We start from the raw sequence: 24,441 nt of genomic DNA, 5'->3' as shown, positions 1-24,441 counted from the left end.
GGCGCGCAGAGCGGCAGCGGCAGCGCCGCGGGTCAGCGGCGCGGGGTGGAGGCGCGCAGGCGCACCTCGGCCACGACCGGCACCGCCGGCGACGGGTCGTCTGCCAGGGCCAGCTCCAGCGCCCGCGCCCCGATGTCGGCCAGCGGGAGCGCAACCGAGGTCAGAGCGGGCGTCACATCGGCGACGAGGGGAATGTCGTCGAAGCCCGCCACGGCCACCTCCGCGCCCGGAGCGATGCCCGCCTCCCGGAGCGCGGCCATCGCGCCGATCGCCATGACGTCGCTGACGGCGAAGACGCACGCCGGCCGGTCCCCCGCCGCGAGCAGGCCGGACATCGCCCGGTGGCCGCCCGCGCGCGTGAATTCGGCGTGCACGACCCGGGCGGCGGGCACCACCGACCGGAAGCCGTCGACCCGGTCGCGCACCGTCACGAGCTCCTCGGGGCCGGCGAGCACGGCGAAGTCCTCGTAGCCGAGCGCGAGCAATTGGGTGGCGAGTGCCGCCGCACCACCGCGGTTGTCGACGTCGACCGTGCGGAGGTCCGCCGCGCCCGTGCCGATCACCGCCACGCGTTCGCGGTCGCCGACGCGGGTCCCTGCCCCGGCGACGCGGCTGCCGGCTAGCACCACCGCCCGCGGGCGCTGACCGCGCAGCGCATCGAGAGCGGCCTCCTCCCTGGCCATCGACTCGGGTCCGGAATAGGGCCCCGTCGCGGTGATGGTCACGATCAGCCCGCGCTCGTCGGCCACCCGCACGACCCCCGACGAGATGGAGGCGAAGTACGGGTCGGCGATGTCGCCCACGACGAGCGCCACGACGTTGCTGGTGCCGCGCGCGACCGCCTGCGCCTGCACGTTCGCGCTGTAGCCGAGCGTGCGCGCGGAGGCGAGCACCCGGTCCTGCAGTTCCGGGTTGACCTTGCGCGCGCTGCCGTTGAGGGCTCGCGACGCCGTCGCGAGCGATACGCCCGCGTGCGCCGCCACGTCGGTCAGGGTCGGGGCGTTCTCGCTCACACGCCCAACCTACCGGCGCACCGGCCGTCCCCGCGCCGGGCCTTCACAGCGCGCCCGCCATCGGGCATGCTGTCGCCGAGGGGGAGGTCGCCATGGAAGTCGTTCTCGTCATCCTGCAGGCATGCGTCGTCATCGGCGCGATCGTGCTCGGCGTGCGCGTCGGCGGGATCGGGCTGGGACTGTGGGGCGTGGTGGGCACCGCGATCCTGGTGTTCGTCTTCCGCCTGCCGCCCGGCTCTCCCCCGGTCGACGCCTTCTTCATCATCATCGCGGTGATCACGGCGTCGTCCGCCATGCAGGCGGCGGGCGGCATCGACTTCCTGGTGTCGATCGCGTCGAAGATCATCCAGCGCAACCCGCGGAGGCTGACCTACGTGGCCCCGCTCGTGGCGTTCGTGTTCACGGTGCTGTCGGGCACGTCGAACATCTTCTTCGCGCTGATCCCGGTCATCTACGAGACGGCGTACCGCAACGGGCAGCGGCCCGAACGGGCGCTCGCGGCCTCGACCGTGACCTCCGGGCTCGGGATCACCGCGAGCCCGGTCTCGGCGGCGATGGCCGCATACCTGGTGCTGATGGAGGCCAAGGGGTTCGGGCTGCCGCAGGTGCTGGCGATCACCGTGCCGTCCGCGATCGTCGCCTGCATCGTGACCTCCTTCGTGCAGCAGCGCATCGGCAAGGAGCTGATCGCCGACCCGGTGTTCCGCAAGCGGGTCGAGGCCGGCACGGTCGAGGTGCCCGCCGCGCTGGAGGCGAGCTTCGCGGCCCAGGCGTCGGGCGGAGCGGAGGCCGCGGCCGGTTCCGGTTCCGCTTCATCCGCCAAGGCCGCGCGCCTGACCAGCGCGGGCGCCGCCCCCGTCGAGCACACGGTGCCGCCGGGCGGTCAGACCGCGGCCTGGATCTTCATCGTGGGCACGCTCCTCGTCGTCGCACTCGGGCTGTTCCCCTCCCTCCGCCCGGCGTTCCCGGACGCGGACGGGAAGCTCGTGCCGATCGGCATGTCGCCCGTGATCGAGATGGTGATGTTCACGGTCGCCCTGGTGATCATCCTGGTGCGCAAGGTGAAGCCGTCGCTGGTCGTGGAGCAGCCCCTCCTGCGCTCCGGCTACGTCGCGGCGGTCGCCCTCTTCGGCATCGCGTGGATGGCGGACACCTTCATCTCCGCCAACCAGCAGACCATCATCGAACCGCTCGGCCAGCTGATCACGGCCCAGCCCCTCCTGCTGGCGGTCGCCCTCTTCCTCGTCGCCGGGCTGACCACCAGCCAGTCGGCGACGACCAACACCCTCATCCCGATCGCCCTGGCCGCCGGTCTCGCCCCCGGCGTGATCACCGCCATGTGGCCGTCGCTGATCGGCGTCTGGCTGTTCCCGGCCAACGGCTCGCAGATCGCGGCGGTGGAGACCGACCGCACCGGGTCGACGCGGCTCACGCCGGTGCCGATCTGGCACTCGTTCACGATTCCTATGCTGGTCTCGTGGGTGTCCGTCGTCGTGTCGGGGCTGCTCATCCAGCTCGTCATCCCATCCTGAACCGTTAGGAGCGCCCGTGTCCGAAGCCGAAGCCCTCATGCCCGACGTCCTCGATCGTCTGGACGCGCTGGTGCGCATCCCCTCGATCGCCTTCCCCGGCTTCGACGCCGAGCCGGTCCACGCGATGGGCCGCGCCGTGGTCGAGCTCTTCGAGGCGGCGGGCGCCGACGGCGTGCGCCTGCTCGACGTGCCGGGAGGCTATCCCTGCGTCTACGCCGACCTCCCGGGCCCCGACGGGGCGCCCACCGTGCTGCTGTACGCGCACTACGACGTGCAGCCCGCGCCCGCGAGCCAGGGCTGGAGTTCCGAACCGTTCGAGCCGACGCGCAAGGACGACGGCCGCATCTACGGTCGCGGCGCCGCCGACGACAAGTCGGGGCTCGTCATCCACTACGGCACCCTCCGCCTGCTCGGGCCCGACCGGCCGTGCCGCGTGAAGATCCTGATCGAGGGCGAGGAGGAGACCATCTCGCACCTGGAGGAGTTCGTCGAGGCGAACCCCGAGCTCATGGCAGCAGACGCCTTCGTGATCGCCGACCTCGGCCCGCAGGAGGCCGGGCGGCCGGCGCTCACCACGGCCCTCCGCGGGGACGTCGCGTGCACCGTCACGGTGCGGACCCTCGCGAACCCCGTCCACTCGGGCGAGTTCGGCGGTGCGGCGCCGGACGCGATGACGGCGATGATCCGCATCCTCGACACCCTGCACGACGAGAACGGCGACACCGTCATCCCCGGCGTGGATGCGGGCACCTGGCCCGGCGCCGACATGGACGAGGCCGCCTACCGGGCCGGATCCGCCATCCTGCCAGGTGTCGGCTACCTCGGCACCGGCACCCTCTCCGACCGCATCTGGGCGAAGCCGTCGGTCACGGTGCTCGGGATGGACCTGCCGAACACAGCCGCGGCGTCGAACGTCCTCCTCCCCTCCGTCACGGCGAAGCTCTCGATGCGCATCGTCCCGGGCTCCGACGGCGACGCCCAGCTCGAGGCGCTGATGGCGCACCTGCGCGCGCAGCGGCCGTGGAACTGCGAGGTGGAGGTCGAGAAGGTGAAGGTCGGCCACGCCTTCCGGGTCGACGAGTCGCACCCGGCGATCACGTCGGCGATGGATGCGCTCGGGACGGCGTTCGGCGTCCCGGCCGAGTCGATCGGAGCGGGCGGATCGATCCCGCTCGTCGCGTCGCTGAAGAAGGTCTCCCCCGACGCCGCGATCGTGCTCTGGGGAGCGGAGGACACCGCGCAGTCGCGCATCCACGCCTCCGACGAGTCGGTCGACCCCGAGGAGATCCGGCGGATGATCGACGCACAGACGCTCTTCATCCGCGAGTTCGCCTCCGCCCGCTGACGTCGCACCCCCGCACATTCGTGCCGAATGTCGACTCTGCGCGACGCAAAGGCGACATTCGGCACGAATGTGCGGCAGGGGTGCGGGCGCTACGCGCTGTACGCGCTCCGGCCCGCGACGACCGTCTCGATGACGCGGGCGCGGAGCAGGGAGGCCGCACCGTCCTCGAAGACGTCGGCGTCGAGCACCGCGACGTCGGCGGCGAAGCCCGGAGCGATCCTCCCGCGCCAGTCGCCGTCGCCGACCGACGCCGCCGCATCCCGCGTCGCATGTCCGACGGCCCGCTCCAGCGGCACGGCGTGCTGGGGCTGCTTCGCGGGCACGGAGGGGTCGAGCGCCGAGGCGCGCGTCGACGCCACATACATGTTGGCGAGCGCCTGGTGCGGAGCGGTCGGCGAGTCCGTCGAGAACGCGAGCAGCGCGCCCGCGTCCTCGTACTCCGGCCAGGGGAAGGCGCGGTCGACGCGGTCGTCGCCGAGCATCTCGACCCAGTTGTCGAAGATCGCCGGGTCGGAATGCACCGGCTGCATCGAGGCGGTGACGCCGAGCCGCGCCATCCGCTCCGCCGTGCCGGGGGCCGCGTACTCGAGGTGCTCGATGCGGTGGCGGCGCGGGCGGTCGCCGTTCTCGGCCACGGCGTGCTCGATCGCGTCGAGGGCGATCGTGCTCGCGTAGTCGCCGATCGCGTGCTGGGCGATCTGGAGGCCGGCCGCGTCCGCCGCGGCGACGACCGGCTTCAGCCGTTCCAGCGGCCAGATCGGGTCGGCGTTCGTGCCGTTCGCGTACGGCTGCCGCATGGCCGCGGTGCACGCGTCGATCACGCCGTCCAGGATGAGCTTGATCCCGACCACCCGCAGCCAGGAGGTCGAGGGCTCGGCCGCGAGCTGCGCGGCCCGCTCGACCTGCGCGAGGTTGGCGGCGTCGTCACCCGTGTTCGTGACGAGCCAGTGCGCGGCGACCCGGATCGGCAGCTCGCCCCCGTGCCGCTCCTGCGCCCGCTTCAGCGCGGCCAGGCCGAACTCGTCCATCGCCATGTCGACGACGCCGGTGACGCCGGTCGCGAGGTACGCCTCGATGGCGCGCTCGACGTGCGCGTCGCGGTCGGCGTCGGTCGTCGCGGCGTCGCGCTGCCCCCACGCGTACTCGGTCGCGGCGGTCTCGAGCAGCAGCCCCGTCGGGTTCCCGTCCGCGTCGCGCACGATCTCGCCCCCGATCGGGTCGGGGGTGTCGCGCGTGATGCCGAGCTCGGCCAGCGCGGCCGTGTTCACCCAGCACGAGTGGTAGTCGTTGGCATCGAGGTAGACGGGCAGATCGGGCAGCACCGCGTCGATCATCGCCGCGGTCGGTGCTCCGCCCGGGACCGCGTCGAACAGCCAGCCGCGCCCGCGCAGCACCGTGGCCTCCGGGTCCGCGGCCCGCGCCTCCTGCAGCAGTCGCAGGATGTCGTCCAGCGAACGCGCGTCCGTCAGGTACACCTGGCCGAGCGCGGCACCCATCATCAGGAGGTGGGTGTGCGCGTCGGTGAAGCCGGGGAGCACGAGCCGTCCGCCGAGGTCGACGACGCGGTCGGCGGCGGGCGCGGTGTCGCTCCCCGCGCCCACCCAGACGATGCGGTCTCCGGTGACGACGAAGGCGGTCGCCCAGGCGCGCGCCGGGTCGGTGTCGGCCGTGAAGACGCGGCCGTCGCGGTAGAGGGTGGTGGTGGGGTCGGTCACAGCCGGCCCTCCTTTCCGAGTCGAGTGCGGCTGAGGAGAAGATACGTGGCGGCGGCGACGATCATGCCGACCGGGACCGACAGGTCCACGTGCCCGAGGGCGGAGGCGATCGCGCCGGTCCAGACGTCGGTGGAGAGGCAGAGCGCCGTCGCGAGGCCGCCGAGGAGCAGGGCCGCGATGCCCGGGATGCTCCAGCCTCCCGAGTACCAGAAGCGGCCGCCGCGGGAGTCGTCGAAGAGCTCGGCGCCGTCGTAGACGTAGCGGCGGCGCAGCACGTCGACCACGAAGATCGCCATCGCCGGGCCCGACACGATCACCAAGAGCTGCAGCAGGATGTTGGCGGCCTCCAGCAGGCTCGACGACAGCACGAGGTAGATCGTCAGCGCGGTGCCCACGGCGCCGACGATGATCGCGGAGGGGATGCGGCGCAGCCGGAAGCCGATCGCCTGCAGCGCCATGCTCGACGTGTAGGTCGTCATCGCGTTCAGCGCGATGGTGTTCACGATGACGCCGATGACCAGCACCGGCCCGACCCAGCCGGGCAGCAGGTCGAAGAGCGCGACATCGATGCCCGCGTCGAACGCGCCGGCCTTGAGCCCGGTCGCCAGCAGCACGCCGACGCTCGTGAACACGATGAAGGGCAGGGCGCCGCCGAACGCCGTGGCGGCGGCGATGTGCGACGGCTTGGTCGAGCGCGGCAGGTAGCGCGCGATGTCGGGGCTGTTGATGAACGACAGCGGGGTGGAGGCGAGGATCGTGAAGCCGATCGAGATCGCCGACCACAGCTGGCCGCCGCTCAACTGCTGCGGGGCGGTGTACCCCCAGTCGACCGTGGGGAGGATGAACGCGCTGACCAGCAGGAAGATCACGAAGAGGACCACGGCCATGATCGGGTAGATCCGCAGGATCAGCCCGTGGCCGAAGATCGCGACCAGGACCGTCACCGCCGAGACGACCAGCGTCACGCCGATCGGCACCCACACCGGGTCGTCGAGCCCGATCCGGCGCAGCAGGTCGGCACCCATGAACGACGAGGCGAGCCAGGTGAGCGACAGGAACACCGCTCCGATGAACCAGCCGACGAAGGCGACGAAGAGCTTGTTTCCGAGCACGCCGTACATCGCGCGGGTCACCACCGAGCCCGACGTCCCGGCGGCCGGTCCGCTCCCGGCGATGAGGCCGGGGAAGACCCAGAGCAGCGACGAAGCGAGGATCACCGCGACGGCCTGCCAGATCTCCAGGCCCAGGAGGATGAGCGTCGCGCCGACGGTGAAGTTGAGGATGCTCACCCCCGGCGCCGCCCAGACGAAGAAGAGGTCGCGGGCGCGGCCGTGGCGCTCGGCATCGCCGATGACCTCGATCCCCCGTGTCTCCGGTGCCGTGGAGGCGTCCACGAACTCCTCGGCGCCGATCCGTTCTGCGGACATATGGTCTCTCTCCCGACTCAGCATCGTTGCTGTTGGTCACATGGCCAATAACCTGTTGGTCAGTCATTCAATAGCATGGAGGTCATGGAGTCAAGCACGCCGTCGTCCCGCTCGCGGAAAGCACCGGAGGAGCGGCGCGAGGAGATCCTGTCGGCAGCGGCCTCCATCGCCCTCGAACAGGGCCTGGAGCGCATCACGCTGCGGGCGGTCGCGACGCGCCTCGGCGTGCGGCCCGGCCTCATCTCGCACTACTTCCCCGCAGCGGAAGACCTGGTCGAGGAGGCTTTCGTGCGCGCCGCCACCGTCGAGCGCGTGCAGTTCTTCCCGGCGGAGGGCGCTCCCATCGAGCGCCTGGCGCACTTCGTCGACCACATCGACAGCGGCGCCTCCCTGCCGCTCGCCCGGCTCTGGCTGAACGCCCGCCACCTCTCGCGGTTCGCCCCGTCGCTGGAGGCCACCCTGCGGGAGCAGGACGACCTCGACCGCGCCGAACTGGGGGCGATCATCGCCGCCGGTGTCGCGGCCGGCGAGTTCGCCGAGGTGGACCCGGAGGCGGCGAGCATCCGCCTCCTCATCGCCGTGGACGGCAGCGGCTCCTACGTCAACAGCACGGGCGACCTCAGCCACCCGGCGCAGGCGCGGTTCGTCGCCGACGTCGCCGAGTGGACCCTGGGGCTCGCCCCCGGCACCCTGGCGCGGGTCGTCGCCCGCTAGCCGTCGCGGCGGCTCAGGATGCGCGGGCCGACCAGCCACGCGAGCACGCACAGCACAGCGGTCACGGCGTAGGCACCGACGAACGGCCACGCCCCTCCCGCCGCGTGCAGTGCGGCGTAGACGATCGCGGTCGCGGCCAGCGCGATGGCCGAGCCGATGGCGTCGGCGATCGAGAGGGCCGAGCTGTTGAAGCCCTGGTCGTCACGGGTGGAGTACTGGAGGGTCAGCACGCCGAGCCGCGGGTACAGGACGCCCATCCCGGCGCCGGCGAACGCCCAGCCGACGACGACGACCGCGGGCGCGAGGTGGAACGCGGCGGTGACGACCAGCGACGCGATCGCGATCGACAGCCCGAGCGGCCCGAGCCACGCGGTCGTGCGGTTCGTGAGGCCGTCGAAGCGTCCCTGCGCCCAGGAGGCGGCCGCCCAGCTGAGGCCGGCGGCCGTGAGGGCGAGGCCCGCGAGCGCGGCCGAGAGCCCGTACTGCGTCACGAGCAGCAACGGGACGTAGACCTCCGCTGCGAAGAAGGTGCCGGCGACGAGCGCGCGGGTCAGGATGACGCTCGGGAGGCCGCGGGCTCCGCGCAATGTCCGCGCCGGCAGCAGCGGACGGAGCGCGACGACGGCCCCCACGGCCGCGATCGGCGGCACGATCCACTGCACCGGCCCGGTCGCCTCCGCCGAGAGCGTGAGCGCGAGGACGGCGACGGCGACCAGCAGCGCCAGGCCGATCCGGCCCAGGTCGCGGGGCGGAAGCTCGGCTCCGGCCTCCGGCCCGTGGACCCCGCGCATCGCGGGGATGACCATGAACATCGCGAGGACGACCAGCCCCACGACGCCGAGGAAGACCCAGCGCCAGCCCACGCTCTCGGCGAGCAGCCCGGCGATCAGCGGCCCGATCAGGGACGGCACGACCCAGGCGGCGGCGAAGCCCGCGAAGATGCGCGGGTGGAGCCGTGGCGGGTACACGCGCGCGACGATCACGTAGAGGGCGACGGTGAGCGCTCCGCCGCCGAGGCCGTGGATGAGGCGGCCGGCGACGAAGAGCGGCATCGTCTGCGCGGTCCCGGCGACCAGCAGGCCGATGACGAAGAACACGACCGAGCCGTACAGCGCCGAGCGCGGGTTGCCGCGGTCGGCCCACGCGCCGGCGATCACCATGCCGACCACGCTCACGGCGAGCGGGCCCGCGAACGCGAAGGCGTAGAGGGCGGCGCCGTCCAGCTCCCGGCTCACCGTCGGCATGATCGTGGTCACCGCGAGCGCCTCGAACGCGGCGAGCATGATGAGCAGGCACATGCCGATGCTCACCCAGCGGTAGTGCGCGCTGAGCACGCCGCCCGGCGGAGAGCGGTCGGCGGGTGTCTCGTCGCCGGCGGGCGGAGCCGCGGGGGCGGCCGGAAGAGGGGCGCCGGCGGGGTCGGCGTCGGTGTCGCGGGAGGTCATGGTCCGAGCCTAGAACCTCAACTATGGTTGAGGTCAATGACTCCGGCAGAACCCGTCCTCACCGTGGGCGACGTCGCCGCCCGCAGCGGCGTCGCCGTCTCGACCCTGCACTTCTACGAGCGCCAGGGCCTCATCGCCAGCGAGCGCACCGCGGGCAACCAGCGCCGCTACCGGCGCGACGTGCTGCGCCGCATCGCCTTCGTGCGGGTGTCGCAGCGGGTGGGAGTCCCGCTCGCCGACATCCGCGCGGCCCTCGACTCCCTTCCGGAAGGCCGCACGCCGACCAAGAAGGACTGGGCACGCCTCTCCCGCCTCTGGCGCACGGAGCTGGACGCGCGCATCCGCGACCTCCAGCACCTGCGCGACGACCTGACCGATTGCATCGGCTGCGGCTGCCTCAGCCTGCGCAGGTGCTCGCTGCAGAACCCGTCCGACGAGCTCGCCGCCTCCGGCTCCGGGCCCCGGCTGTGGGCGGACGGCACCGAAGACTGAACCAGGGCCGCCCCACTCCGCTCAGCGCGGCGGCGCGGTCGAGGCGCGCACGATCAGGTCCGGGAGGATGCTGGCGGCCGACGGCTCCGCCCCTCCCTCGATCTCGGCGACGAGCCGCTCGACGCTCCCCCGGCCGAGCGCCGTGAAGTCCTGCCGCACCGTCGTCAGCGGCGGCCAGAAGTGCGCGGCCTCCGGGATGTCGTCGAAGCCGACCACGCTCAGGTCCTCCGGGATGCGCCGCCCGAGCTCGTGGGCCGCGTGATAGACGCCGAGCGCCATCTGGTCGTTGGAGGCGAAGACGGCCGTGAGCGCGCGGTCGGCGAGCAGTTGGAGACCGGCGCGATAGCCGAACTCGGCCGTCCAGTCGCCGTGCGGGACGACGGGCACCGGCAGCCCGGCGGCCGCCAGTTCCTCCTCGTAGCCGGCGCGGCGCGCCTGCGCTTCGAACCACGCCTGCGGTCCGGCGAGGTGCGCGATCGCGCGGTGCCCGAGCTCGATCAGGTGACGGGTCGCGGCGCGCGCCCCCGCGACCTGGTCGACGGACAGCTCGCGGTCGATGCTCGCGGTGCCGCTCTGCAACGTGATGTAGGGCACTCCCAGCCGGGCCGCGGCGATCTGCTCCAGCACGGCCTCCTGCGGGGCGATCACGATGATGCCCTCGACGGCCTGGGCGAGCAGGTGGTCGAGGCCCGCCTCGATGCCGGCCGGGCTCAGGTCGGCGAGCTGGGCGACCGCGATGTAGTACCCGGCCGCGCGTCCCGCGTCCTGGATCGCGTTGATGCTCGACACGGGCCCGTACAGCGCGGCGGCCGACGTCGACAGCACGCCGATGGTGCGCGACCGGGCGGTGACGAGTGCGCGCGCGGCGCGGTTGGGCCGGTAGTTCAGGTCGTCCATCGCGCGCAGCACCCGTTCGCGCGTCTCGTCGCGGATGCTCGCGTGCCCGTTGATGACGCGTGAGACCGTCTGGTGGGAGACCCCGGCGAGAGCGGCGACGTCGCGCATGCTCGACGCGCGCGGCGGATGCGGGCGAGCGGCTGAGGCGGCCGGGGCGGCCGAGGTGGACGGCTGCGGCGGTTCGGCGTGCTCGTCTGCCGTCACGGCGTCCCCCTTCGGATGCGCGCCACCCATCGGGCGCGGGTTCCCCTCATTATGCGCGATCCCGGCTCAGCCGCTGGGCGCTCCCGTCACGTGCCGGTGCGGGCGACGGCTGCGCGCCGGGAGCGCTGCGCCACGACGCCGACCAGCACGGCGACGACCGCGACGCCGGCCGGGAAGACGAGGTGCCAGCCGGCCAGCACCAGGAGGCCGGCGGCGAACAGGCAGGACAGCACGGCCATCCACCACCCCACGGACCAGCGCGGCAGCAGCACCACCGCGGCGGCGACGCCGAGCCCGTAGACGGCCGCGGCGATGCTCGTGTGCACGAGGATGAACGGCTGGAGGTCGCCGCTGGCCAGCACGACGACGGAGTACGCGGCCATCACCACGGCGGAGAGCAGCAGGCCACGGCGCGCGATCGCGCCGTTCTCGGCGCCGCGGCCGAACCAGCGCGGGAGGTCGCCGTCGCGGCCCATCGCGGCGCCCAGCTTGGAGAAGGCGGCGAGGTAGGCGTTGAAGACGCCGGTGACGACGATCGCCGCGATCACGGCCACGACGATCCCGCCGCCGCCCCCGGTCGAGACCGTCACGAGATCGAGCAGCGGCACCTCGCTGGCCGAGGCCGCATCGCCCAGGACGAGCACCGTCACCGTCTGGATAGCCAAGTAGGCGACCGACACGATCACGAGCGCCAGCGCGGTCGCGCGCGGGATGTCGCGGCGCGGATCGCGGAACTCGCCGCCGATGCCGGCCACGGCCTCCCACCCGGCGAAGGCCCAGATGTACAGGCTCATCGCGAGGCCGACCCCGGCCCAGCCGTGCGGCAGCAACGGCTGCAGGTGGGCGGTGTCGCCGTGCGGGACCGCCACCGCGAGCACGAAGACGAGCACGGCGACCAGCGCGCCCGACAGCACCAGCTGCACCGAGGCGGCGAAGCGCACGCCGAACGCCGTGACCGCCACCGGCACGACCATCAGCGCGACGGCGATGACGGTCGTGCTCACCGCGTCGCCGCCGATCACGGCGACGACGTAGCGCGCGGTCATGAGGGCCGCGATCGGCGCACCGATGGGGGTGCCGAAGAAGAACCAGTACGAGACGATCCGGGCCGCCGTGGGCCCGAACGCGCGACGGGCGAAGGTCGCGACCCCGCCCGCATCGGGATGCCGCCGTGCGAGCGCCGCGAAGGTCGCCGCGAGCGGCACCGAGACGAGGGCGAGAGCGGCGACCGCGAGGATCGAGCCCGGCCCGGCGGCGGACGCAGCGAGCGCCGGGAGCACGAGGATGCCGGTGCCCAGCACGGCGGCGACGTAGAGGGCGGTGCCGCCGGCGACCCCGATCCGCCCGTGCGGCGCACCGTCGTCGACCGTCTCGGGCGCGCGCGTGAGTGGGGGCCCGTCCGTCATGTGTCCATGATGGCCCGGGCCCCCGACTTTCCTCGCTCTGTTACTCGGTCAGGTCGTAGACCGTCACGCCGTCCACCGTCTTCGCGGTGAAGTTCTGCTCGACCCAGCTGGAGATGGCACTGGAAGCGCTGCTCCCGCCGTTCGACTGGCCGACGCCTCCGGCGATGAAGTAGTGGATCTCGCCCTTCGCGACGTACTCCTCGAACTGCGCCAGCGTCGGGGACGGGTCGGAGCCGTTGAAGCCGCCGATCGGCATCACCGCCTCCTGGGTCGCCAGCTGGTATCCGGCCGCCGAGTTGGAGCCGATGGCCGCGGCCACCCACGTGTAGGAGGAGGCGTCGGCCTTCAGCAGAGCCGAGAGTGCCGAGCCCACGGTGCCGGAGGAGAGGAGCGATCCACCGCCGCCGCCCGTGCCGCCCGGAGCGGTCTGGGTCCCGGTGCCGCCGGTGGTGGTGCCACCGGTGGTCCCGCCGGTGGTCCCGCCCTGGGTCTGACCCCCGAAGCCGTTGGGCGGGGTGCCGCCCTGGCCTCCGGGGCCGCCCTGTCCGCCGCCGCCGAAGCCGCGGCCTCCCCCTCCGCCCGGTCCGCCCATGGAGCCGGCCACGGTCGGTCCGGCCGTGGGGATCGACCCGGTGTGCGCGGTGGTGACGGTCTGGATCGTGTAGGCGAACGGCGCCAGCAGGCCGGCGACGAGCGTGACGGCGATGGTCGCGGTGCGCAGCGCCCGGCCGCGCTGCGGCAGCAGGAGCAGCGCCGCCGCGACGACCGAGAGCACCACGACCAGGACTTTCAGCCACGGCAGCCAGTCCGTGGCGCGGTCCAGCAGCACCCAGGCCCAGACTCCCGTGCCGAGCATCACCACGGCCGAGACGATCCGCACCCACAGCCGGTCGCGTGCGCCCCACGCCGATGCCGCACCGATCGCGACGACCCCGGCCAGAGCCGGGGCCAGCGCGACCGTGTAGTAGGCGTGGAAGATGCCGGCCATGAAGCTGAAGGCGAGCGCCGTCACGATGAGCCAGCCGCCGAAGAGCAGGAGGGTCGCACGCCGGCCGTCGGTGCGCGCCATCCGCCGACCGAGCACCAGTGCCAGCGCGAACAGCACCAGCGCAGCGGGGAGCAGCCAGGTGATCTGGCCGCCGATCTCACCGTCGAAGAGACGTGTGATGCCGGTGGCGCCCCACATCCCGCCGCCCGTCGTGGCCCCGCCACCGGTGACGCTTCCGGTCTCGTCACCGGTCAGCCGCCCGAGCCCGTTGTAGCCGAACGTCAGCTCCAGGAAGCTGTTGGTCTGCGAACCGCCGATGTACGGCCGCCAGGACGCCGGGACCAGCTCGACGATCGCGACCCACCAGCCGGCAGCCACGACCACGGCGCCGAGCGCGGCGAAGAGGTGCCCGAACCGCTTCCGCCACGAGATCGGCGCCGCGGCCAGATAGACGCCCGCGAGCACGGGCAGGATGAGGAACGCCTGCAACTGCTTCGTGAGGAAGCCGAAGCCGATCGCGACACCGGCCCACACCACCCAGCGGATGCGGCCCGACTCGATCCCCCGCAGCGTCAGATACGTGGCGAGCGTGAGCAGCAGCACCAGCAGCGCGTCCGGGTTGTTGAAGCGGAACATCAGGGCGGCGACCGGGGTGATCGCGAGCACGCCACCCGCGAGGAGCGCCGTGCGGGCGGTGAAGTGGCGGCGCACCGTGGCGTAGACGAGGCCGACGGTCGCGACGCCCATCAGCGCCTCGGGGAGCAGGATGCTCCACGAGCTCAGCCCGAAGATCCGGACGGAGAGCGCCATGATCCACAGGCTGGCCGGCGGCTTGTCGACCGTGATGGAGTTGGCCGCATCGCTGGAGCCGTAGAAGAACGCCTCCCAGTTGACGGAGCCCGCCTGCACCGCGGCCGAGTAGAACGAGTTGGCCCAGCCGCTCGCGGCGAGGTCCCACACGTAGAGCAGGAGGGTGACGCCCAGGAGGCCGAGCAGCGCGGGGCGCTCCCAGGCCGCGGCATCCTCCCGGCCGCGCACGAGTCGACGGAGGACGGTGCGGGTGCGGCCGCGCGTGGGGGCGGCCGTCGGGGGCGGCGCCACGGGCGTGGCGGCGGTGGTCGTGGTGGTCATGGTGTCACTCGCTTTCGCTGGTGGTGAGGGAGAGCGTCCGGGAGGCCGCCGGTGCGGCGGCTGCGACCGGTGCGCGGCGGGAGGCGCGGAAGACCCAGAGCCGCAGCAGCACGAACCGCACGACGGTGGCGACGAGGTTCGCCACCGTGAGCACGACCAGTTGCAGCCGGGCCGAGGCGTCGGGCACGAACGCGTGCAGGCCCAGCAACGATCCACTGGTGAGCACCCACGCGATCCCGAAGACGATGAGCCCCTGGAACTGGTGGCGCACCATCCCGGGCCCGCTCACCCCGAAGGTGAAGCGCCGGTTGGCCCACGTGTTCGCGACCGCGGTGATGAGCAGGGCGGCGAAGTTCGCGACCTGCGGGGTCACGACCGCCTGCAGCAGCAGGTAGAGCAGCGCGTACGCGACGGTCGAGAGCACCCCGACGAGGCCGAAGCGGACGACCTGCCCGAAGAAGCTCGGCGGTCGCGGCGGCGCGAACGGCCGCCTCCCCAGCTCCGCGTAGATCGACTCGACCGGGATGCGGCCGCGGGCGATGTTCGTGCCGACCCGCGCCATCCCCTTGAGGTCCTCGACGGCGGTGCCCATGATGTCGACGGAGCTCTGCGGGTCGTCGACCCAGTCGACCGGGATCTCGTGGATGCGCAGGCCCGAACGCTCGGCGAGGATCAGCAGCTCCGTGTCGAAGAACCAGGCGTCGTCCTCGACGAGCGGGAGGAGGCGCTGCGCGACGTCCTTCCTGATCGCCTTGAACCCGCACTGGGCGTCGCTGAACCCGACGGACATCGTCCGCCGGAGCAGCAGGTTGTAGCTGCGCGAGATGAACTCGCGCTTGCCGCCCCGCGTGACCCGCGAGGTGCGGCCGAGCCGCGTGCCGATCGCGAGGTCGGAGTGCCCGGAGAGCAGCGGGGCGACCAGCGGGGGCAGCGCGGCGAGATCGGTGGAGAGGTCCTCGTCCAGGTAGACGAGCACCTCGGCTTCGGAGGCGCCCCACACCTGCTTGAGCGCGCGACCGCGCCCTTTCAGGGGGAGGTGCACCGCGACGACGCCGCTCAGCTCTCCGGCGAGGCGGTCCGCGATGGCGGCGGTCTCGTCGGTGCTGGCGTTGTCCGCGATGGTGATCCGCCAGGTCTGCTCGACGGAGTCGGTCAGATAGGCGTGGAGCCGGCGGATGGACGACTCGAGCGTCGCCTGCTCGTTGTACACGGGCACGGCGATGTCGAGCGAGAGGGTGGCGGGTTCGTACGACATGCGCACAACCCTCGCGCCGTTACATGCCCGTGACCTTTCGCGGGCCTATGCGCGGTTCATGCGTTCTCTGCGGGGTTCCTATGCGCCACGGAACTCTCTACATTCGTGCCGAATGTCGACTCTGACCGCGCCATTCGCGACATTCGGCACGAATGTGAGCACGCGCGACCGCGCCCGCCGCCGCGCTCGACGGCGAGCGCGGCGGCGGGTCTCGCCGGTGGAGCGGAGGTGCGTCAGGCCGGACGGATGTTCGACGCCTGCAGGCCCTTGGGGCCCTGCGTCACCTCGTACTCGACGCGCTGGTTCTCGGTGAGGTTGCGGTAGCCATCCCCGGAGATCTCACTGAAGTGGGCGAAGACGTCGGGCGAACCGTCGTCCGGGGCGATGAACCCGAACCCCTTCTCCGAGTTGAACCATTTGACGGTGCCAATTGCCATCGTTTTCTGCCTTCTCTTCTGCGCGGGCCACACGAACGGCCCACCGCCAGTGTCCCCCAAGTGCGGCTGAAACGCGAGTATCCCGATCGTTCGTGACGCTCGGTATCCGCGCATCCCGCCCCCTTCCCGCGCGGTCCGCACGCGCCTACCATCCGGGCCAGCGCGGTCGCACACCCGGCCGCACGGTGAGCGAGGAGGCGGCCATGACGGACGCGAAGGAGCAGTTCCCCGAGACGCCGTCGGGCGAACCGATCGACGTGGATGCGATCGCCGAGGGAGGCGGGCAGGGCCCGTACGACGCCGACGGCATCGTCGAGCCCGAGCACGACGAGACGGCTGACGACGACGAGGCCGTCCGCGACGAGGAGTTCGACGGCGTGGATGTGAGCCGCGACGATCCGTACGACTGACGTTCACCCAGCACCCCTTGTCCCCCGGCCGTGTACCCCGCTATGGTCGAGCAAAGCAAGCTGCACGTTCGGGGAGGGGTGCCGCGTGACGACCTATGAGACGCCGATCGGGAATGCGCCGAAGGCAGGGCAGGACATCCATCTGGTCCGCTGGGTGCATCGGGCGGACGGGTGGAGCAGCGAGACGCTGCTGTGCACGTATCTGGCCGGGACGCCCCACGACTGGATCGTGGAGTCGCGCGGGCAGCGCGTCGAGCTGCCGCGCGAGGAATGGGCGCAGTTCGCCTTCTGAGCCGACGATTAACCTCTGAGCGACGTGGGCGTCAGAGGCCGGCCTGCGCGGCGAGCACGTCGACGGCCGCGCGCCAATCGACCGACGGGATGCCCTCGCCGGTCTCCTCCTCGCCGGGGAGCCGGGCGACGAACGTCGGCCACGCCTCGCCCGCGGGGTGCTGCTCCTCGACCAGCCCGAGGTAATCCCCGCCGTAGTACACCTCCCACGCCGCCGTGGAGGTGGGGCTGTACATCAGGGTCAGCGGCAGCGAGCCGTAGGTGTAGACGGCATGCTGGTGAGCGAGCTGGTTGTCCGTCATGTTCGGCAGGATAGGCGTCTTCGCCGCCGCACGGAAGGGACTGTCGCGCCGGCCCCCGGCGTGCCGTCACGCCACGTCGGCATCGTCGCCGTCGTCGTCCTCGGACTGCTCGTGCGTGGCCGCCACCGCGGCCTCCACCACGTCCCGCATCCGGCCGCGACGCGCGAACGCCGCGCGCTGCCGGCCCGCCCCTCCCCCGGTGCGCAGGATGCGCGCCAGCCCGCGCCGGACCATCGCGAGGTCGCCCGCCCGCTCCAGCTCCGGCGCGGTGTGGGCGAGCAACGCGGTCACCGCGTCCGCGGCGGTGCCCGCGACACCGGACTCGGGATGCGGAAGCCCGCCCGTCGTACCCGTGAGCGCCGCCTGCCACTCGGCGAGGCGCAGAGCGGCCGACGGCAGCGGGACCGGCGGCACCCCGGCACGCCACTGCTGCGCCCCGGTCTCGACGAGCGCGCGCACGAGAGCGGCCAGCACGACGGTGTCCCGGGCATCCAGGCACACATCGGCGACGCGGATCTCGATCGTGGGCTGCTTGTGCGAGAGCCGGGCGTCCAGGTAGAGCATCCCCTTATCGAGGATGACCCCGGTGTCGACCAGGATCCGCTCGAACAGGTCGTACGCCTCCACCGAGCCGAACACGTCCGTCGGCCCGGCGCTCTGCCACTGGTGCCAGACGACGAACCGGTAACTGGCGTGGCCGGTGTCCACGCCGCCCGCGAACGGCGAGTTCGCCGTCAGCGCGAGCAGCACCGGCAACCAGGTGCGGATGCGGTCGAGCACCGCGACACCCTCCTCGCGGGAGGCGATGCCGACGTGCACGTGGCAGCCGCAGACCAGCGTGCCGCGGGCAGTCAGCCCGTAGCGCTCCATCATCCGGTCGTACCGGGGGTCGGGCGTGGCGTGCGGGCGCAGCCGGCGCGGCGACATCGCGAGCGCCACCGCCCGCGCACCATGCCGCAGCGCGAGCCGATCGGCGAGTTCGCGGCCCGCGACGATGTCGGCGAGCAGCGTGGTCATCGACGTCTGCGGCGGCGTCTGCGTCTCCAGCATCTCCTGCTGGATCTCTGCGCTGACCGCCGGGCCGTCGCCCTCGGGAGGTGCGTCCGCCAGGGCGAGGGGTGCCACCGGCGCCGCGAACCCGCGCGCGTCGACGAGCAGGAGCTCCTCCTCGACCCCGACCGTCCTCACGCGACAACTATGCGCGCGGACCGCCGGGACCGGCAATCCCCGCCCGCCATGAATCGGCCGTGAGACCGGGGCCGCCGGACCGGCTCCTGACGCCGGGCGCACGGCCCTTTAGACTCGGCCGCATGACGGCTCCCGACGCCTCCGCCCTCGCCGCCCTCTGGGCCACCGCCCTCGCCGGAGAACCGGCCGGCCTGGAGCGGGCGCTCGGTGAGAACAGCAGACTCCCGGGGCCTCGCGCCGACCTCGAGCTCGCCGCCCGGCTGGCCGACACCGCCGGCGCGACGCCTGCCGCAGACCGGGATGCCGCGCTCGCCCTCCTCGATGGCTGGCTGGCGGATCCCCCACGCTTCGCCGCCGACCTCCCCGAACCGCACCGCGAGTACGTCGCCGCCTGCGCCGCCCTCGCGGCCGGTGCGCTCGGCGAGGTGCCGCTGCTGACCCGGGCCGCCGGCGACGACCGCTGGCGGGTGCGCGAGCTGGCGGCGACCGGGATGCAGCGCATCCTGGACCGGGACTGGACGGGCGGCCTTCACGAGGTGCGGGTGTGGCTCCGGGGCGACGACGCGCCCGCTGCCCGCGCCCTCCCCGCTCGCGCGGCCGTCGCTGCCGTCGCCGAGCCCCGCCTCCTGAAGCAGGCTCCGCACGGCGCGGAGGCGTGCGCGGTCGTCGGCGACGCCATCGACCTGCTGCTCGCCGTCCCCGCGGATCAGCGCCGCGAGTCGGACGTGCGGGTCCTGCGCCAAGCGCTCGGCTACGCGGTCAGCGTCGTCGCGGCTGCGGCGCCCGACGAGGGCATCCCCCTGCTCGAACGCCTCGCCACCGCGGCCGACGCGGACGCCCGCTGGATCGCCCGCGAGAACCTGAAGAAGGCGCGGCTGACGGCGCTGGGCGCACGGCTCGACGTGGCGCGGGAGGCGTCGGCGCTGACCACGTGACGGTCCGCGCCGCGGTGGTGAGCGCTCAGACCGTGACGGTGCCGTCCTCGGCGAGCGCCCAGCCGGGGTTGTACGCGATCTCCCACACGTGGCCGTCCGGATCGGCGAAGTAGCCGGAGTAGCCGCCCCACTCCGCGCGGACCGCCGGCTTCAGGATGCGCGCCCCGGCCGCCTCCGCCTGGGCGAGCACCCGGTCCACGTCGTCCTCGGTGCGCTGGTTGCAGGCGAGGGCGATGCCGCTGAACGCGCCGTCGACGGGGGTGCGGGCGTCCGCCGCGAGCTCGCTCCGCGACCAGAGCGCGAACGCCATCCCGGGCAGCTGGTAGAAGACGACGCCCTCGGGGGCGTCGTCCGGGCGCCAGCCGAGGCCGTCCTCGTAGAAGGCGCGCGCCCGCGCGAGGTCGTCGACGCCGAGGGTCACGAGACTGAGTCGCTGGTCCATGCGGCGACCCTACTCCGCACCTCCCACAACCCTCGCCGCGCTGGACGCCGAGGCGGCGAGAAGTGGCGCGAAAAGCGTCGAGACGGCGAAGAATCCGCCGTCTCGACGCGCGGGTCAGCGGGCCAGGGCCTGGTCGATGTCGGCGAGCAGGTCCGCGACGTCCTCGATGCCGACGGAGAGGCGCACGATGTTGTCCGGCACCTCGAGCTCGGTGCCGCGCACCGACGCGTGCGTCATCTCCGACGGGTAGCCGATGAGCGACTCCACGCCCCCGAGCGACTCGGCGAGCTGGAAGACCGTCGTCGACTCGGCGAAAGCCCGGGCCGCCGCGGCGCCCCCGCTCAGCGCGACCGAGATCATGCCGCCGAAGCCACTCATCTGGCGGGCGGCGAGGTCGTGCCCGGGGTGGGTCGGGAGGCCGGGGTAGTAGACGGCGTCGACGCCGGCGTGTCCGACGAGCGCCTCGGCGATCGCCTGCGCGTTGGCGGTGTGGCGGTCCATGCGCACCGCCAGCGTCTTGATGCCGCGGACCGTGAGCCACGCATCCATCGGGGCCGACACCGCGCCGGCCGCGAACTGGATGAACTGCACCTTCTCCGCCACCTCCTCGTCCGCGAACACCAGGGCGCCCCCGATGACGTCGGAGTGGCCGCCGAGGTACTTCGTCGTCGAGTGCACGACGACGTCGGCACCGAACGAGAGCGGCTGCTGCAGGGCGGGCGACGCGAACGTGTTGTCCACGACGACGAGGGCGCCCGCCGCGTGGCCCAGCTCGACGAGGGCGGCCAGGTCGCTGATCTTCATCAGCGGATTGCTGGGCGTCTCGATCCAGAGCACGCGGGTGCGCTCGGTGGTGAGGGCGGCGCGCACGGCGTCGAGGTCGGTCAGATCGACGGTGGTGTTGCCGATGCCCCAGGCCCGGTGGATGCGGTTGATCAGCCGGTGGGTGCCGCCGTAGACGTCGTTGCCGAGCACGACGTGGTCGCCCGGCACGAGCACCGCGCGCAGCAGCGCGTCCTCCGCAGCGAGGCCCGAGGCGAACGACAGGGCGCTCACCCCGCCCTCGAGCGAGGCGAGCAGCGTCTCGAGCGACGTGCGCGTCGGGTTGCCGCCGCGTCCGTACTCGTAGCCGTTGCGCAGGCCGCCGATGCCGTCCTGCACGAAGGTGGAGGTCTGGTAGATCGGCGGGATGATCGCGCCGGTCGTCGGGTCGAACTCCTGGCCCACGTGGATGGCGCGGGTGGCGAAGCCCTGGTTCGTGTCGTGCTCGGCGGTCATGGCGGTGTCTTTCGTGTCGTTCGTGTCGTTCGGTGGGAAGGCCGCGGGGATGCGCGGGCGCGGAGGTGCGGGATGCGCGAGCGCACCCCGCACGGCTCAGTCGCTGAGGTAGTTGAGCAGGTCCTGCCGGGTCAGCACCGCGAGCGGCTTGCCGTCCTCCGTGACGAGCAGGGCGTTGGCCGTGCCGAGCGCGGCGCGGGCCGCCGTCACCGGCTCGTTGACGCCGATCAGCGGCAGCGCGTCGCCGATGTGCTTGGCGACCGGGTCGCTCATGGCGGCCCGTCCGCTGAACACGGCGTCGACCAGCGACGTCTCGTCGAGCGCGCCGGCGACCTCGCCCATCACGACGGGTGGCTCCGCCGTCAGCACCGGCAGCTGCGAGACCCCGTACTTGTTCATGATCTGGATGGCGTCGCGCACCGTCTCGGCCGGGTGCGTGTGCACCAGGTCCGGGAGGTCGCCCCGCTTGGTCTTGATGACGTCCTGGACCGTCGACTCGTCCGGCACCTCGCTGAAGCCGTAGGACTGCATCCACTTGTCGTTGAAGATCTTGGCCAGGTAGCCGCGTCCGCCGTCGGGCAGGATGACCACCACGATGTCGTCGGCCGTGAGGCTCTTCGCCGCGCGCAGGGCGGCGACCACGGCCATGCCGCTGGAGCCGCCGACGAGGATGCCCTCCTCGCGCGCCAGGCGACGGGTCATGTGGAACGACTCGGCGTCGGTGACCGGGATGACCTCGTCCACGACGGTCGGGTCGTAGGCGCTCGGCCAGAAGTCCTCGCCCACGCCCTCCACCAGGTACGGACGGCCGGTGCCGCCCGAGTAGACGGAGCCCTCGGGGTCGGCGCCGATGATGCGCACCGCGCCCTCCGACACCTCCTTGAGGTAGCGGCCGGTGCCGGAGATGGTGCCGCCCGTCCCGACGCCCGCGACGAAGTGCGTCACCCGGCCGTCGGTGTCGCGCCAGATCTCGGGACCGGTGGTCTCGTAGTGGCTGCGCGGCCCGTTCGGGTTCGCGTACTGGTTGGGCTTGAAGGCCCCCGGGATCTCGGCCGTCAGGCGGTCCGAGACGGAGTAGTAGGAGTCGGGGTGCTCGGGCGGCACCGACGTCGGCGTCACCACGATCTCCGCCCCGTAGGCGGTCAGGACGTTGCGCTTGTCCTCGCCCACCTTGTCGGGCAGCACGAACACGCACCGGTAGCCGCGCTGCTGGGCGATGAGCGCCAGCCCCACGCCGGTGTTGCCGCTCGTCGGCTCCACGATGGTGCCGCCGGGCTTCAAGTGGCCGTCCCGCTCCGCAGCGTCGATGATGCGGCTCGCGATGCGGTCCTTGGAGGATCCTCCGGGGTTCAGGTACTCGAGCTTGACGAGCACCGTCGCCGCGATCCCCTCGGTCAGCCGGTTGAGCTTCACGAGCGGGGTGTCGCCGACCAGGTCTGTGATGGTCTCTGCGTACTTCACGGCTCCAACGGTAACAGCGCGGGCACCGCGGATCGATCCTGTTACAGCCCGTAGACTTTCGTGCATGCCCGTGTCCGACCTCTCGCCCGTGGCGCAGGACTACCTGAAGTTCATCTGGTCCGCCACCGAATGGGAGGGCGACCCCGTCACCGTGAAGCAGCTCTCCGAGCGGATGGGCGTGCGCGCGGCGACGGTCTCCGACGGCATCCGCCGCCTGACCGAGCAGGGCCTCCTCGCCCACGAGCCCTACGGCGGCATCGAGCTGACCGAGGAGGGGCGGCGGCACGCGGTCGCGATGGTGCGCCGCCACCGCCTCATCGAGACCTTCCTGGTGGAGGAGCTCGGCTACGGCTGGGACGAGGTGCACGACGAGGCCGAGGTCTTGGAGCACGCCGTCTCGGACGACCTCGTCGAGCGCATCGACCGCCGCCTCGGCTTCCCGGCCCGCGACCCGCACGGCGACCCCATCCCCACCGCGGACGGCCAGCCCAGACGGCCCGACGCCGTCCCGCTGCTGTCCGCGCAGACCGGCGTGGAGGTCGTGGTGGCGCGCATCTCGGACGCCGACCCGGCCATCCTGCGCTACCTCGGCGAACTGCGGATCGGCCTCGACACCGCGCTGACCGTGGACGAGCACCGCGAGTTCGCGGGCGACGTCACCGTGCGCACCGCCGACGCGACGATCGTGCTGGGCGCGACCGCCGCCGCGGCCGTCTGGGTCGTCACCGCCTGACCCGCCCTCCCGCGCACCGCCACGGGCGCCGCTACCGGAGGAGATCCCGGGCCCGAGCGCCCCGTACCTCCTCCGTTGCCCGCTCTCGCGCTGCGTGTCGGGCGAAGACTCCTCCGTTCGCCACGCCCCGTCGCCTCACGCTCCGGTCACGGTCAGCACGACGAGCGCGAGGTTGAGCACCACGACCAGGCCAGCCACCACTCCCCCGGCCACGCGCACCCAGACCGCGTCGGCGCGCTCGCCCATGACCTCCTTCGACCCGGTCAGCCGCAGCAGCGGGATCATCGCGAACGGGATGCCGAGGCTCAGGAACACCTGGGAGAGCACGAGCGCCCACGTCGGGTCGACGCCGGCGGCGAGGATGACCACCGCCGGGATCAGCGTCACGACCCGCCGGGCCAGCAGCGGCACGCGCACCTTCAACAGCCCGCCCATGATCGTGGCTCCCGCGTAGCTGCCCACCGACGTGGAAGCGAGGCCCGATGCGAGCAGGCCGATCGCGAAGACGACGCCGACGACCGGTCCGAGCGCCGAGGAGATCGCGGCGTGCGCGCCCTCGATGGAGTCCGTCCCGTCGACGCCGCGCAGCGACGCCGCCGCCACGAGCAGCATCGCGATGTTGACGGCGCCGGCGAGGATGAGCGCGAGCACCACATCGAGCCGGGTGGCGCGCAGCAGGGTGCGCACCCGCCCCGCGTCGGCCGAGACGCCGTGGCGGTCGCGGGCGAGCGCCGAGTGCAGGTAGATCGCGTGGGGCATCACGGTCGCGCCGAGCATGCTCGCCGCGAGCAGCACGGTGGGCGCACCGTCGAACCGCGGCACCAGTCCCCCGGCCGCCGCACCCCAGTCGACCGGGCTGACGAACATCCCGGCGAGGAAGCCCACCGCGATGACGCCGAGCAGGGCGATCACGACGACCTCGAACGGCCGCTGCCCCCGGCGCGACTGGATGCTGAGGATGCCGATCGACGCGATCCCGACGATCAGCCCGCCGATCGGCAGCGGCAGACCGAACAGCAGGTTGAGCGCGATCGCGCCGCCGATCACCTCGGCGATGTCGGTCGCGGCGGCGACGAGCTCCGCCTGCACCCAGTACGCCCGCCGGGATCCGGTGCCGAGGCGCGAGCCCAGCAGTTCCGGGAGGCTCTTCCCGGTGACGATGCCGAGCTTCGCCGACTGGTACTGCACGAACACCGCGATCGCGTTCGCGGCGACGAGCACCCACACGAGCAGGTAACCGTACTGGGCGCCGGCCGTCAGGTTGGCGGCGACGTTGCCGGGGTCGACGTAGGCGATGGCGGCGACGAACGCCGGTCCCAGGAGGAACAGCAGCCGGGCGCGGGAGCCGGCGGCTCGCTCCGTCGTCGTGACCGCCATCTACGCCCTCCCGAACTCAAGTG

The 24,441-nt window shown here is 72.7% G+C and carries 23 protein-coding genes; 8 read left to right on the top strand and 15 right to left on the bottom strand.

Annotated features, from left to right (window positions below):
• Positions 1-32: 32 nt before the first annotated feature.
• Positions 33-1,013: a substrate-binding domain-containing protein gene (locus tag FHX33_RS15780; RefSeq protein ID WP_183428706.1), complete on the bottom strand. Its 981-nt coding sequence runs from the start codon at positions 1,011-1,013 to the stop codon at positions 33-35.
• A gap of 92 nt (positions 1,014-1,105) precedes the next feature.
• On the opposite strand from FHX33_RS15780, the gene FHX33_RS15775 reads away from it, so the two are divergent.
• Positions 1,106-2,545, top strand: a complete 1,440-nt coding sequence (locus FHX33_RS15775) for an anaerobic C4-dicarboxylate transporter family protein (RefSeq protein ID WP_183428705.1) — start codon at positions 1,106-1,108, stop codon at positions 2,543-2,545.
• A gap of 16 nt (positions 2,546-2,561) precedes the next feature.
• Positions 2,562-3,890: a M20/M25/M40 family metallo-hydrolase gene (locus FHX33_RS15770; RefSeq protein ID WP_039922371.1), complete on the top strand. Its 1,329-nt coding sequence runs from the start codon at positions 2,562-2,564 to the stop codon at positions 3,888-3,890.
• An 89-nt stretch (positions 3,891-3,979) separates the two neighbouring features.
• Here the strand turns inward: FHX33_RS15770 and FHX33_RS15765 are convergent, their stop codons facing one another.
• Entirely contained in the window at positions 3,980-5,605 is a 1,626-nt protein-coding gene (locus tag FHX33_RS15765) for an amidohydrolase family protein (RefSeq protein WP_183428704.1), read from the bottom strand.
• The gene (locus tag FHX33_RS15760) at positions 5,602-7,032 is read right to left on the bottom strand and encodes a purine-cytosine permease family protein (RefSeq protein WP_021764892.1); all 1,431 of its coding nucleotides are present in this window, start codon (positions 7,030-7,032) and stop codon (positions 5,602-5,604) included. Before FHX33_RS15760 ends, FHX33_RS15765 begins: the two co-directional genes overlap by 4 nt.
• A gap of 84 nt (positions 7,033-7,116) precedes the next feature.
• Between FHX33_RS15760 and FHX33_RS15755 the strand changes: the two genes are divergently transcribed.
• A complete protein-coding gene (locus FHX33_RS15755; protein ID WP_039923624.1) occupies positions 7,117-7,746 on the top strand; it encodes a TetR/AcrR family transcriptional regulator in 630 nt (209 codons plus the stop codon).
• Here the strand turns inward: FHX33_RS15755 and FHX33_RS15750 are convergent.
• Positions 7,743-9,191, bottom strand: a complete 1,449-nt coding sequence (locus FHX33_RS15750) for an MFS transporter (protein WP_420870887.1) — start codon at positions 9,189-9,191, stop codon at positions 7,743-7,745. The two genes, FHX33_RS15755 and FHX33_RS15750, sit on opposite strands and share 4 nt — an antisense overlap.
• Before the next feature lie 36 nt (positions 9,192-9,227).
• On the opposite strand from FHX33_RS15750, the gene soxR reads away from it, so the two are divergent.
• Complete coding sequence (soxR, locus tag FHX33_RS15745; protein WP_021765645.1) at positions 9,228-9,683, top strand: redox-sensitive transcriptional activator SoxR; 456 nt, start codon at positions 9,228-9,230, stop codon at positions 9,681-9,683.
• Between the two features lie 21 nt (positions 9,684-9,704).
• Here the strand turns inward: soxR and FHX33_RS15740 are convergent, their stop codons facing one another.
• The 5 genes from FHX33_RS15740 to FHX33_RS15720 form a co-directional block, all read right to left on the bottom strand.
• Positions 9,705-10,688 (bottom strand): LacI family DNA-binding transcriptional regulator, encoded by a 984-nt coding sequence (locus tag FHX33_RS15740; RefSeq protein WP_021765646.1) that lies wholly within the window; start codon positions 10,686-10,688, stop codon positions 9,705-9,707.
• Positions 10,689-10,870: 182 nt separating this feature from the next.
• Positions 10,871-12,190, bottom strand: coding sequence for an APC family permease (locus tag FHX33_RS15735; protein ID WP_183428702.1), 1,320 nt, complete (start codon positions 12,188-12,190; stop codon positions 10,871-10,873).
• A 40-nt stretch (positions 12,191-12,230) separates the two neighbouring features.
• Positions 12,231-14,309 carry a glycosyltransferase family 39 protein gene (locus tag FHX33_RS15730; protein WP_183428701.1) on the bottom strand — a complete coding sequence of 693 codons (2,079 nt, stop codon included), beginning with the start codon at positions 14,307-14,309 and terminating at the stop codon, positions 12,231-12,233.
• A gap of 4 nt (positions 14,310-14,313) precedes the next feature.
• Positions 14,314-15,564 carry a bifunctional glycosyltransferase family 2/GtrA family protein gene (locus FHX33_RS15725; protein WP_021765287.1) on the bottom strand — a complete coding sequence of 417 codons (1,251 nt, stop codon included), beginning with the start codon at positions 15,562-15,564 and terminating at the stop codon, positions 14,314-14,316.
• Positions 15,565-15,797: 233 nt separating this feature from the next.
• Positions 15,798-16,001: a cold-shock protein gene (locus FHX33_RS15720; protein ID WP_179700025.1), complete on the bottom strand. Its 204-nt coding sequence runs from the start codon at positions 15,999-16,001 to the stop codon at positions 15,798-15,800.
• A gap of 203 nt (positions 16,002-16,204) precedes the next feature.
• Here FHX33_RS15720 and FHX33_RS15715 point away from each other — a divergent pair, with 203 nt between their 5' ends.
• Positions 16,205-16,411 carry a hypothetical protein gene (locus FHX33_RS15715; RefSeq protein ID WP_039923331.1) on the top strand — a complete coding sequence of 69 codons (207 nt, stop codon included), beginning with the start codon at positions 16,205-16,207 and terminating at the stop codon, positions 16,409-16,411.
• An 85-nt stretch (positions 16,412-16,496) separates the two neighbouring features.
• Entirely contained in the window at positions 16,497-16,703 is a 207-nt protein-coding gene (locus FHX33_RS15710; protein ID WP_021764467.1) for a hypothetical protein, read from the top strand.
• Positions 16,704-16,734: 31 nt separating this feature from the next.
• Here the strand turns inward: FHX33_RS15710 and FHX33_RS15705 are convergent, their stop codons facing one another.
• Both FHX33_RS15705 and FHX33_RS15700 read right to left on the bottom strand, forming a co-directional pair.
• The gene (locus FHX33_RS15705) at positions 16,735-17,004 is read right to left on the bottom strand and encodes a hypothetical protein (protein WP_021764468.1); all 270 of its coding nucleotides are present in this window, start codon (positions 17,002-17,004) and stop codon (positions 16,735-16,737) included.
• A 66-nt stretch (positions 17,005-17,070) separates the two neighbouring features.
• The gene (locus tag FHX33_RS15700; RefSeq protein ID WP_183428700.1) at positions 17,071-18,192 is read right to left on the bottom strand and encodes a glutamate--cysteine ligase; all 1,122 of its coding nucleotides are present in this window, start codon (positions 18,190-18,192) and stop codon (positions 17,071-17,073) included.
• 122 nt (positions 18,193-18,314) lie between these two features.
• Here FHX33_RS15700 and FHX33_RS15695 point away from each other — a divergent pair, with 122 nt between their 5' ends.
• On the top strand, positions 18,315-19,127 hold the full coding sequence (locus FHX33_RS15695; RefSeq protein WP_183428699.1) for a hypothetical protein: 813 nt from the start codon (positions 18,315-18,317) through the stop codon (positions 19,125-19,127).
• A 25-nt stretch (positions 19,128-19,152) separates the two neighbouring features.
• On the opposite strand, the gene FHX33_RS15690 is transcribed toward FHX33_RS15695, so the two are convergent.
• From FHX33_RS15690 to FHX33_RS15680, 3 genes are all read right to left on the bottom strand, one after another.
• Positions 19,153-19,569, bottom strand: a complete 417-nt coding sequence (locus tag FHX33_RS15690; protein ID WP_021762683.1) for a VOC family protein — start codon at positions 19,567-19,569, stop codon at positions 19,153-19,155.
• A 114-nt stretch (positions 19,570-19,683) separates the two neighbouring features.
• Positions 19,684-20,847 (bottom strand): cystathionine gamma-synthase, encoded by a 1,164-nt coding sequence (locus FHX33_RS15685; RefSeq protein ID WP_021762682.1) that lies wholly within the window; start codon positions 20,845-20,847, stop codon positions 19,684-19,686.
• A gap of 96 nt (positions 20,848-20,943) precedes the next feature.
• Positions 20,944-22,308 (bottom strand): cystathionine beta-synthase, encoded by a 1,365-nt coding sequence (locus tag FHX33_RS15680; protein WP_021762681.1) that lies wholly within the window; start codon positions 22,306-22,308, stop codon positions 20,944-20,946.
• A gap of 64 nt (positions 22,309-22,372) precedes the next feature.
• Between FHX33_RS15680 and FHX33_RS15675 the strand changes: the two genes are divergently transcribed.
• Complete coding sequence (locus FHX33_RS15675; RefSeq protein ID WP_179700031.1) at positions 22,373-23,041, top strand: metal-dependent transcriptional regulator; 669 nt, start codon at positions 22,373-22,375, stop codon at positions 23,039-23,041.
• Between the two features lie 135 nt (positions 23,042-23,176).
• Here FHX33_RS15675 and FHX33_RS15670 read toward each other — a convergent pair whose 3' ends face one another.
• Positions 23,177-24,418 carry an Nramp family divalent metal transporter gene (locus FHX33_RS15670; protein ID WP_183428698.1) on the bottom strand — a complete coding sequence of 414 codons (1,242 nt, stop codon included), beginning with the start codon at positions 24,416-24,418 and terminating at the stop codon, positions 23,177-23,179.
• Between the last annotated feature and the right edge of the window lie 23 nt (positions 24,419-24,441).

The sequence above is a fragment of the Leifsonia aquatica genome (genome assembly GCF_014190775.1).
In the GTDB taxonomy this organism is placed as follows: domain Bacteria; phylum Actinomycetota; class Actinomycetes; order Actinomycetales; family Microbacteriaceae; genus Leifsonia; species Leifsonia aquatica.
This window is presented reverse-complemented; position numbering and strand designations above follow the sequence as displayed.

Bases quoted from the DNA above. Each gene is read 5' to 3' on its own strand.
- FHX33_RS15705 (WP_021764468.1), bottom strand. From the start codon at position 17,004: ATGACGGACAACCAGCTCGCTCACCAGCATGCCGTCTACACCTACGGC.
- FHX33_RS15720 (WP_179700025.1), bottom strand. From the start codon at position 16,001: ATGGCAATTGGCACCGTCAAATGGTTCAACTCGGAGAAGGGGTTCGGG.
- FHX33_RS15715 (WP_039923331.1), top strand. From the start codon at position 16,205: ATGACGGACGCGAAGGAGCAGTTCCCCGAGACGCCGTCGGGCGAACCG.
- FHX33_RS15760 (WP_021764892.1), bottom strand. From the start codon at position 7,032: ATGTCCGCAGAACGGATCGGCGCCGAGGAGTTCGTGGACGCCTCCACG.
- FHX33_RS15725 (WP_021765287.1), bottom strand. From the start codon at position 15,564: ATGTCGTACGAACCCGCCACCCTCTCGCTCGACATCGCCGTGCCCGTG.
- FHX33_RS15775 (WP_183428705.1), top strand. From the start codon at position 1,106: ATGGAAGTCGTTCTCGTCATCCTGCAGGCATGCGTCGTCATCGGCGCG.
- FHX33_RS15675 (WP_179700031.1), top strand. From the start codon at position 22,373: ATGCCCGTGTCCGACCTCTCGCCCGTGGCGCAGGACTACCTGAAGTTC.
- FHX33_RS15735 (WP_183428702.1), bottom strand. From the start codon at position 12,190: ATGACGGACGGGCCCCCACTCACGCGCGCGCCCGAGACGGTCGACGAC.
- FHX33_RS15670 (WP_183428698.1), bottom strand. From the start codon at position 24,418: ATGGCGGTCACGACGACGGAGCGAGCCGCCGGCTCCCGCGCCCGGCTG.
- FHX33_RS15740 (WP_021765646.1), bottom strand. From the start codon at position 10,688: ATGCGCGACGTCGCCGCTCTCGCCGGGGTCTCCCACCAGACGGTCTCA.
- FHX33_RS15755 (WP_039923624.1), top strand. From the start codon at position 7,117: ATGGAGTCAAGCACGCCGTCGTCCCGCTCGCGGAAAGCACCGGAGGAG.
- FHX33_RS15685 (WP_021762682.1), bottom strand. From the start codon at position 20,847: ATGACCGCCGAGCACGACACGAACCAGGGCTTCGCCACCCGCGCCATC.
- FHX33_RS15690 (WP_021762683.1), bottom strand. From the start codon at position 19,569: ATGGACCAGCGACTCAGTCTCGTGACCCTCGGCGTCGACGACCTCGCG.
- soxR (WP_021765645.1), top strand. From the start codon at position 9,228: ATGACTCCGGCAGAACCCGTCCTCACCGTGGGCGACGTCGCCGCCCGC.
- FHX33_RS15695 (WP_183428699.1), top strand. From the start codon at position 18,315: ATGACGGCTCCCGACGCCTCCGCCCTCGCCGCCCTCTGGGCCACCGCC.
- FHX33_RS15730 (WP_183428701.1), bottom strand. From the start codon at position 14,309: ATGACCACCACGACCACCGCCGCCACGCCCGTGGCGCCGCCCCCGACG.
- FHX33_RS15750 (WP_420870887.1), bottom strand. From the start codon at position 9,191: ATGACCTCCCGCGACACCGACGCCGACCCCGCCGGCGCCCCTCTTCCG.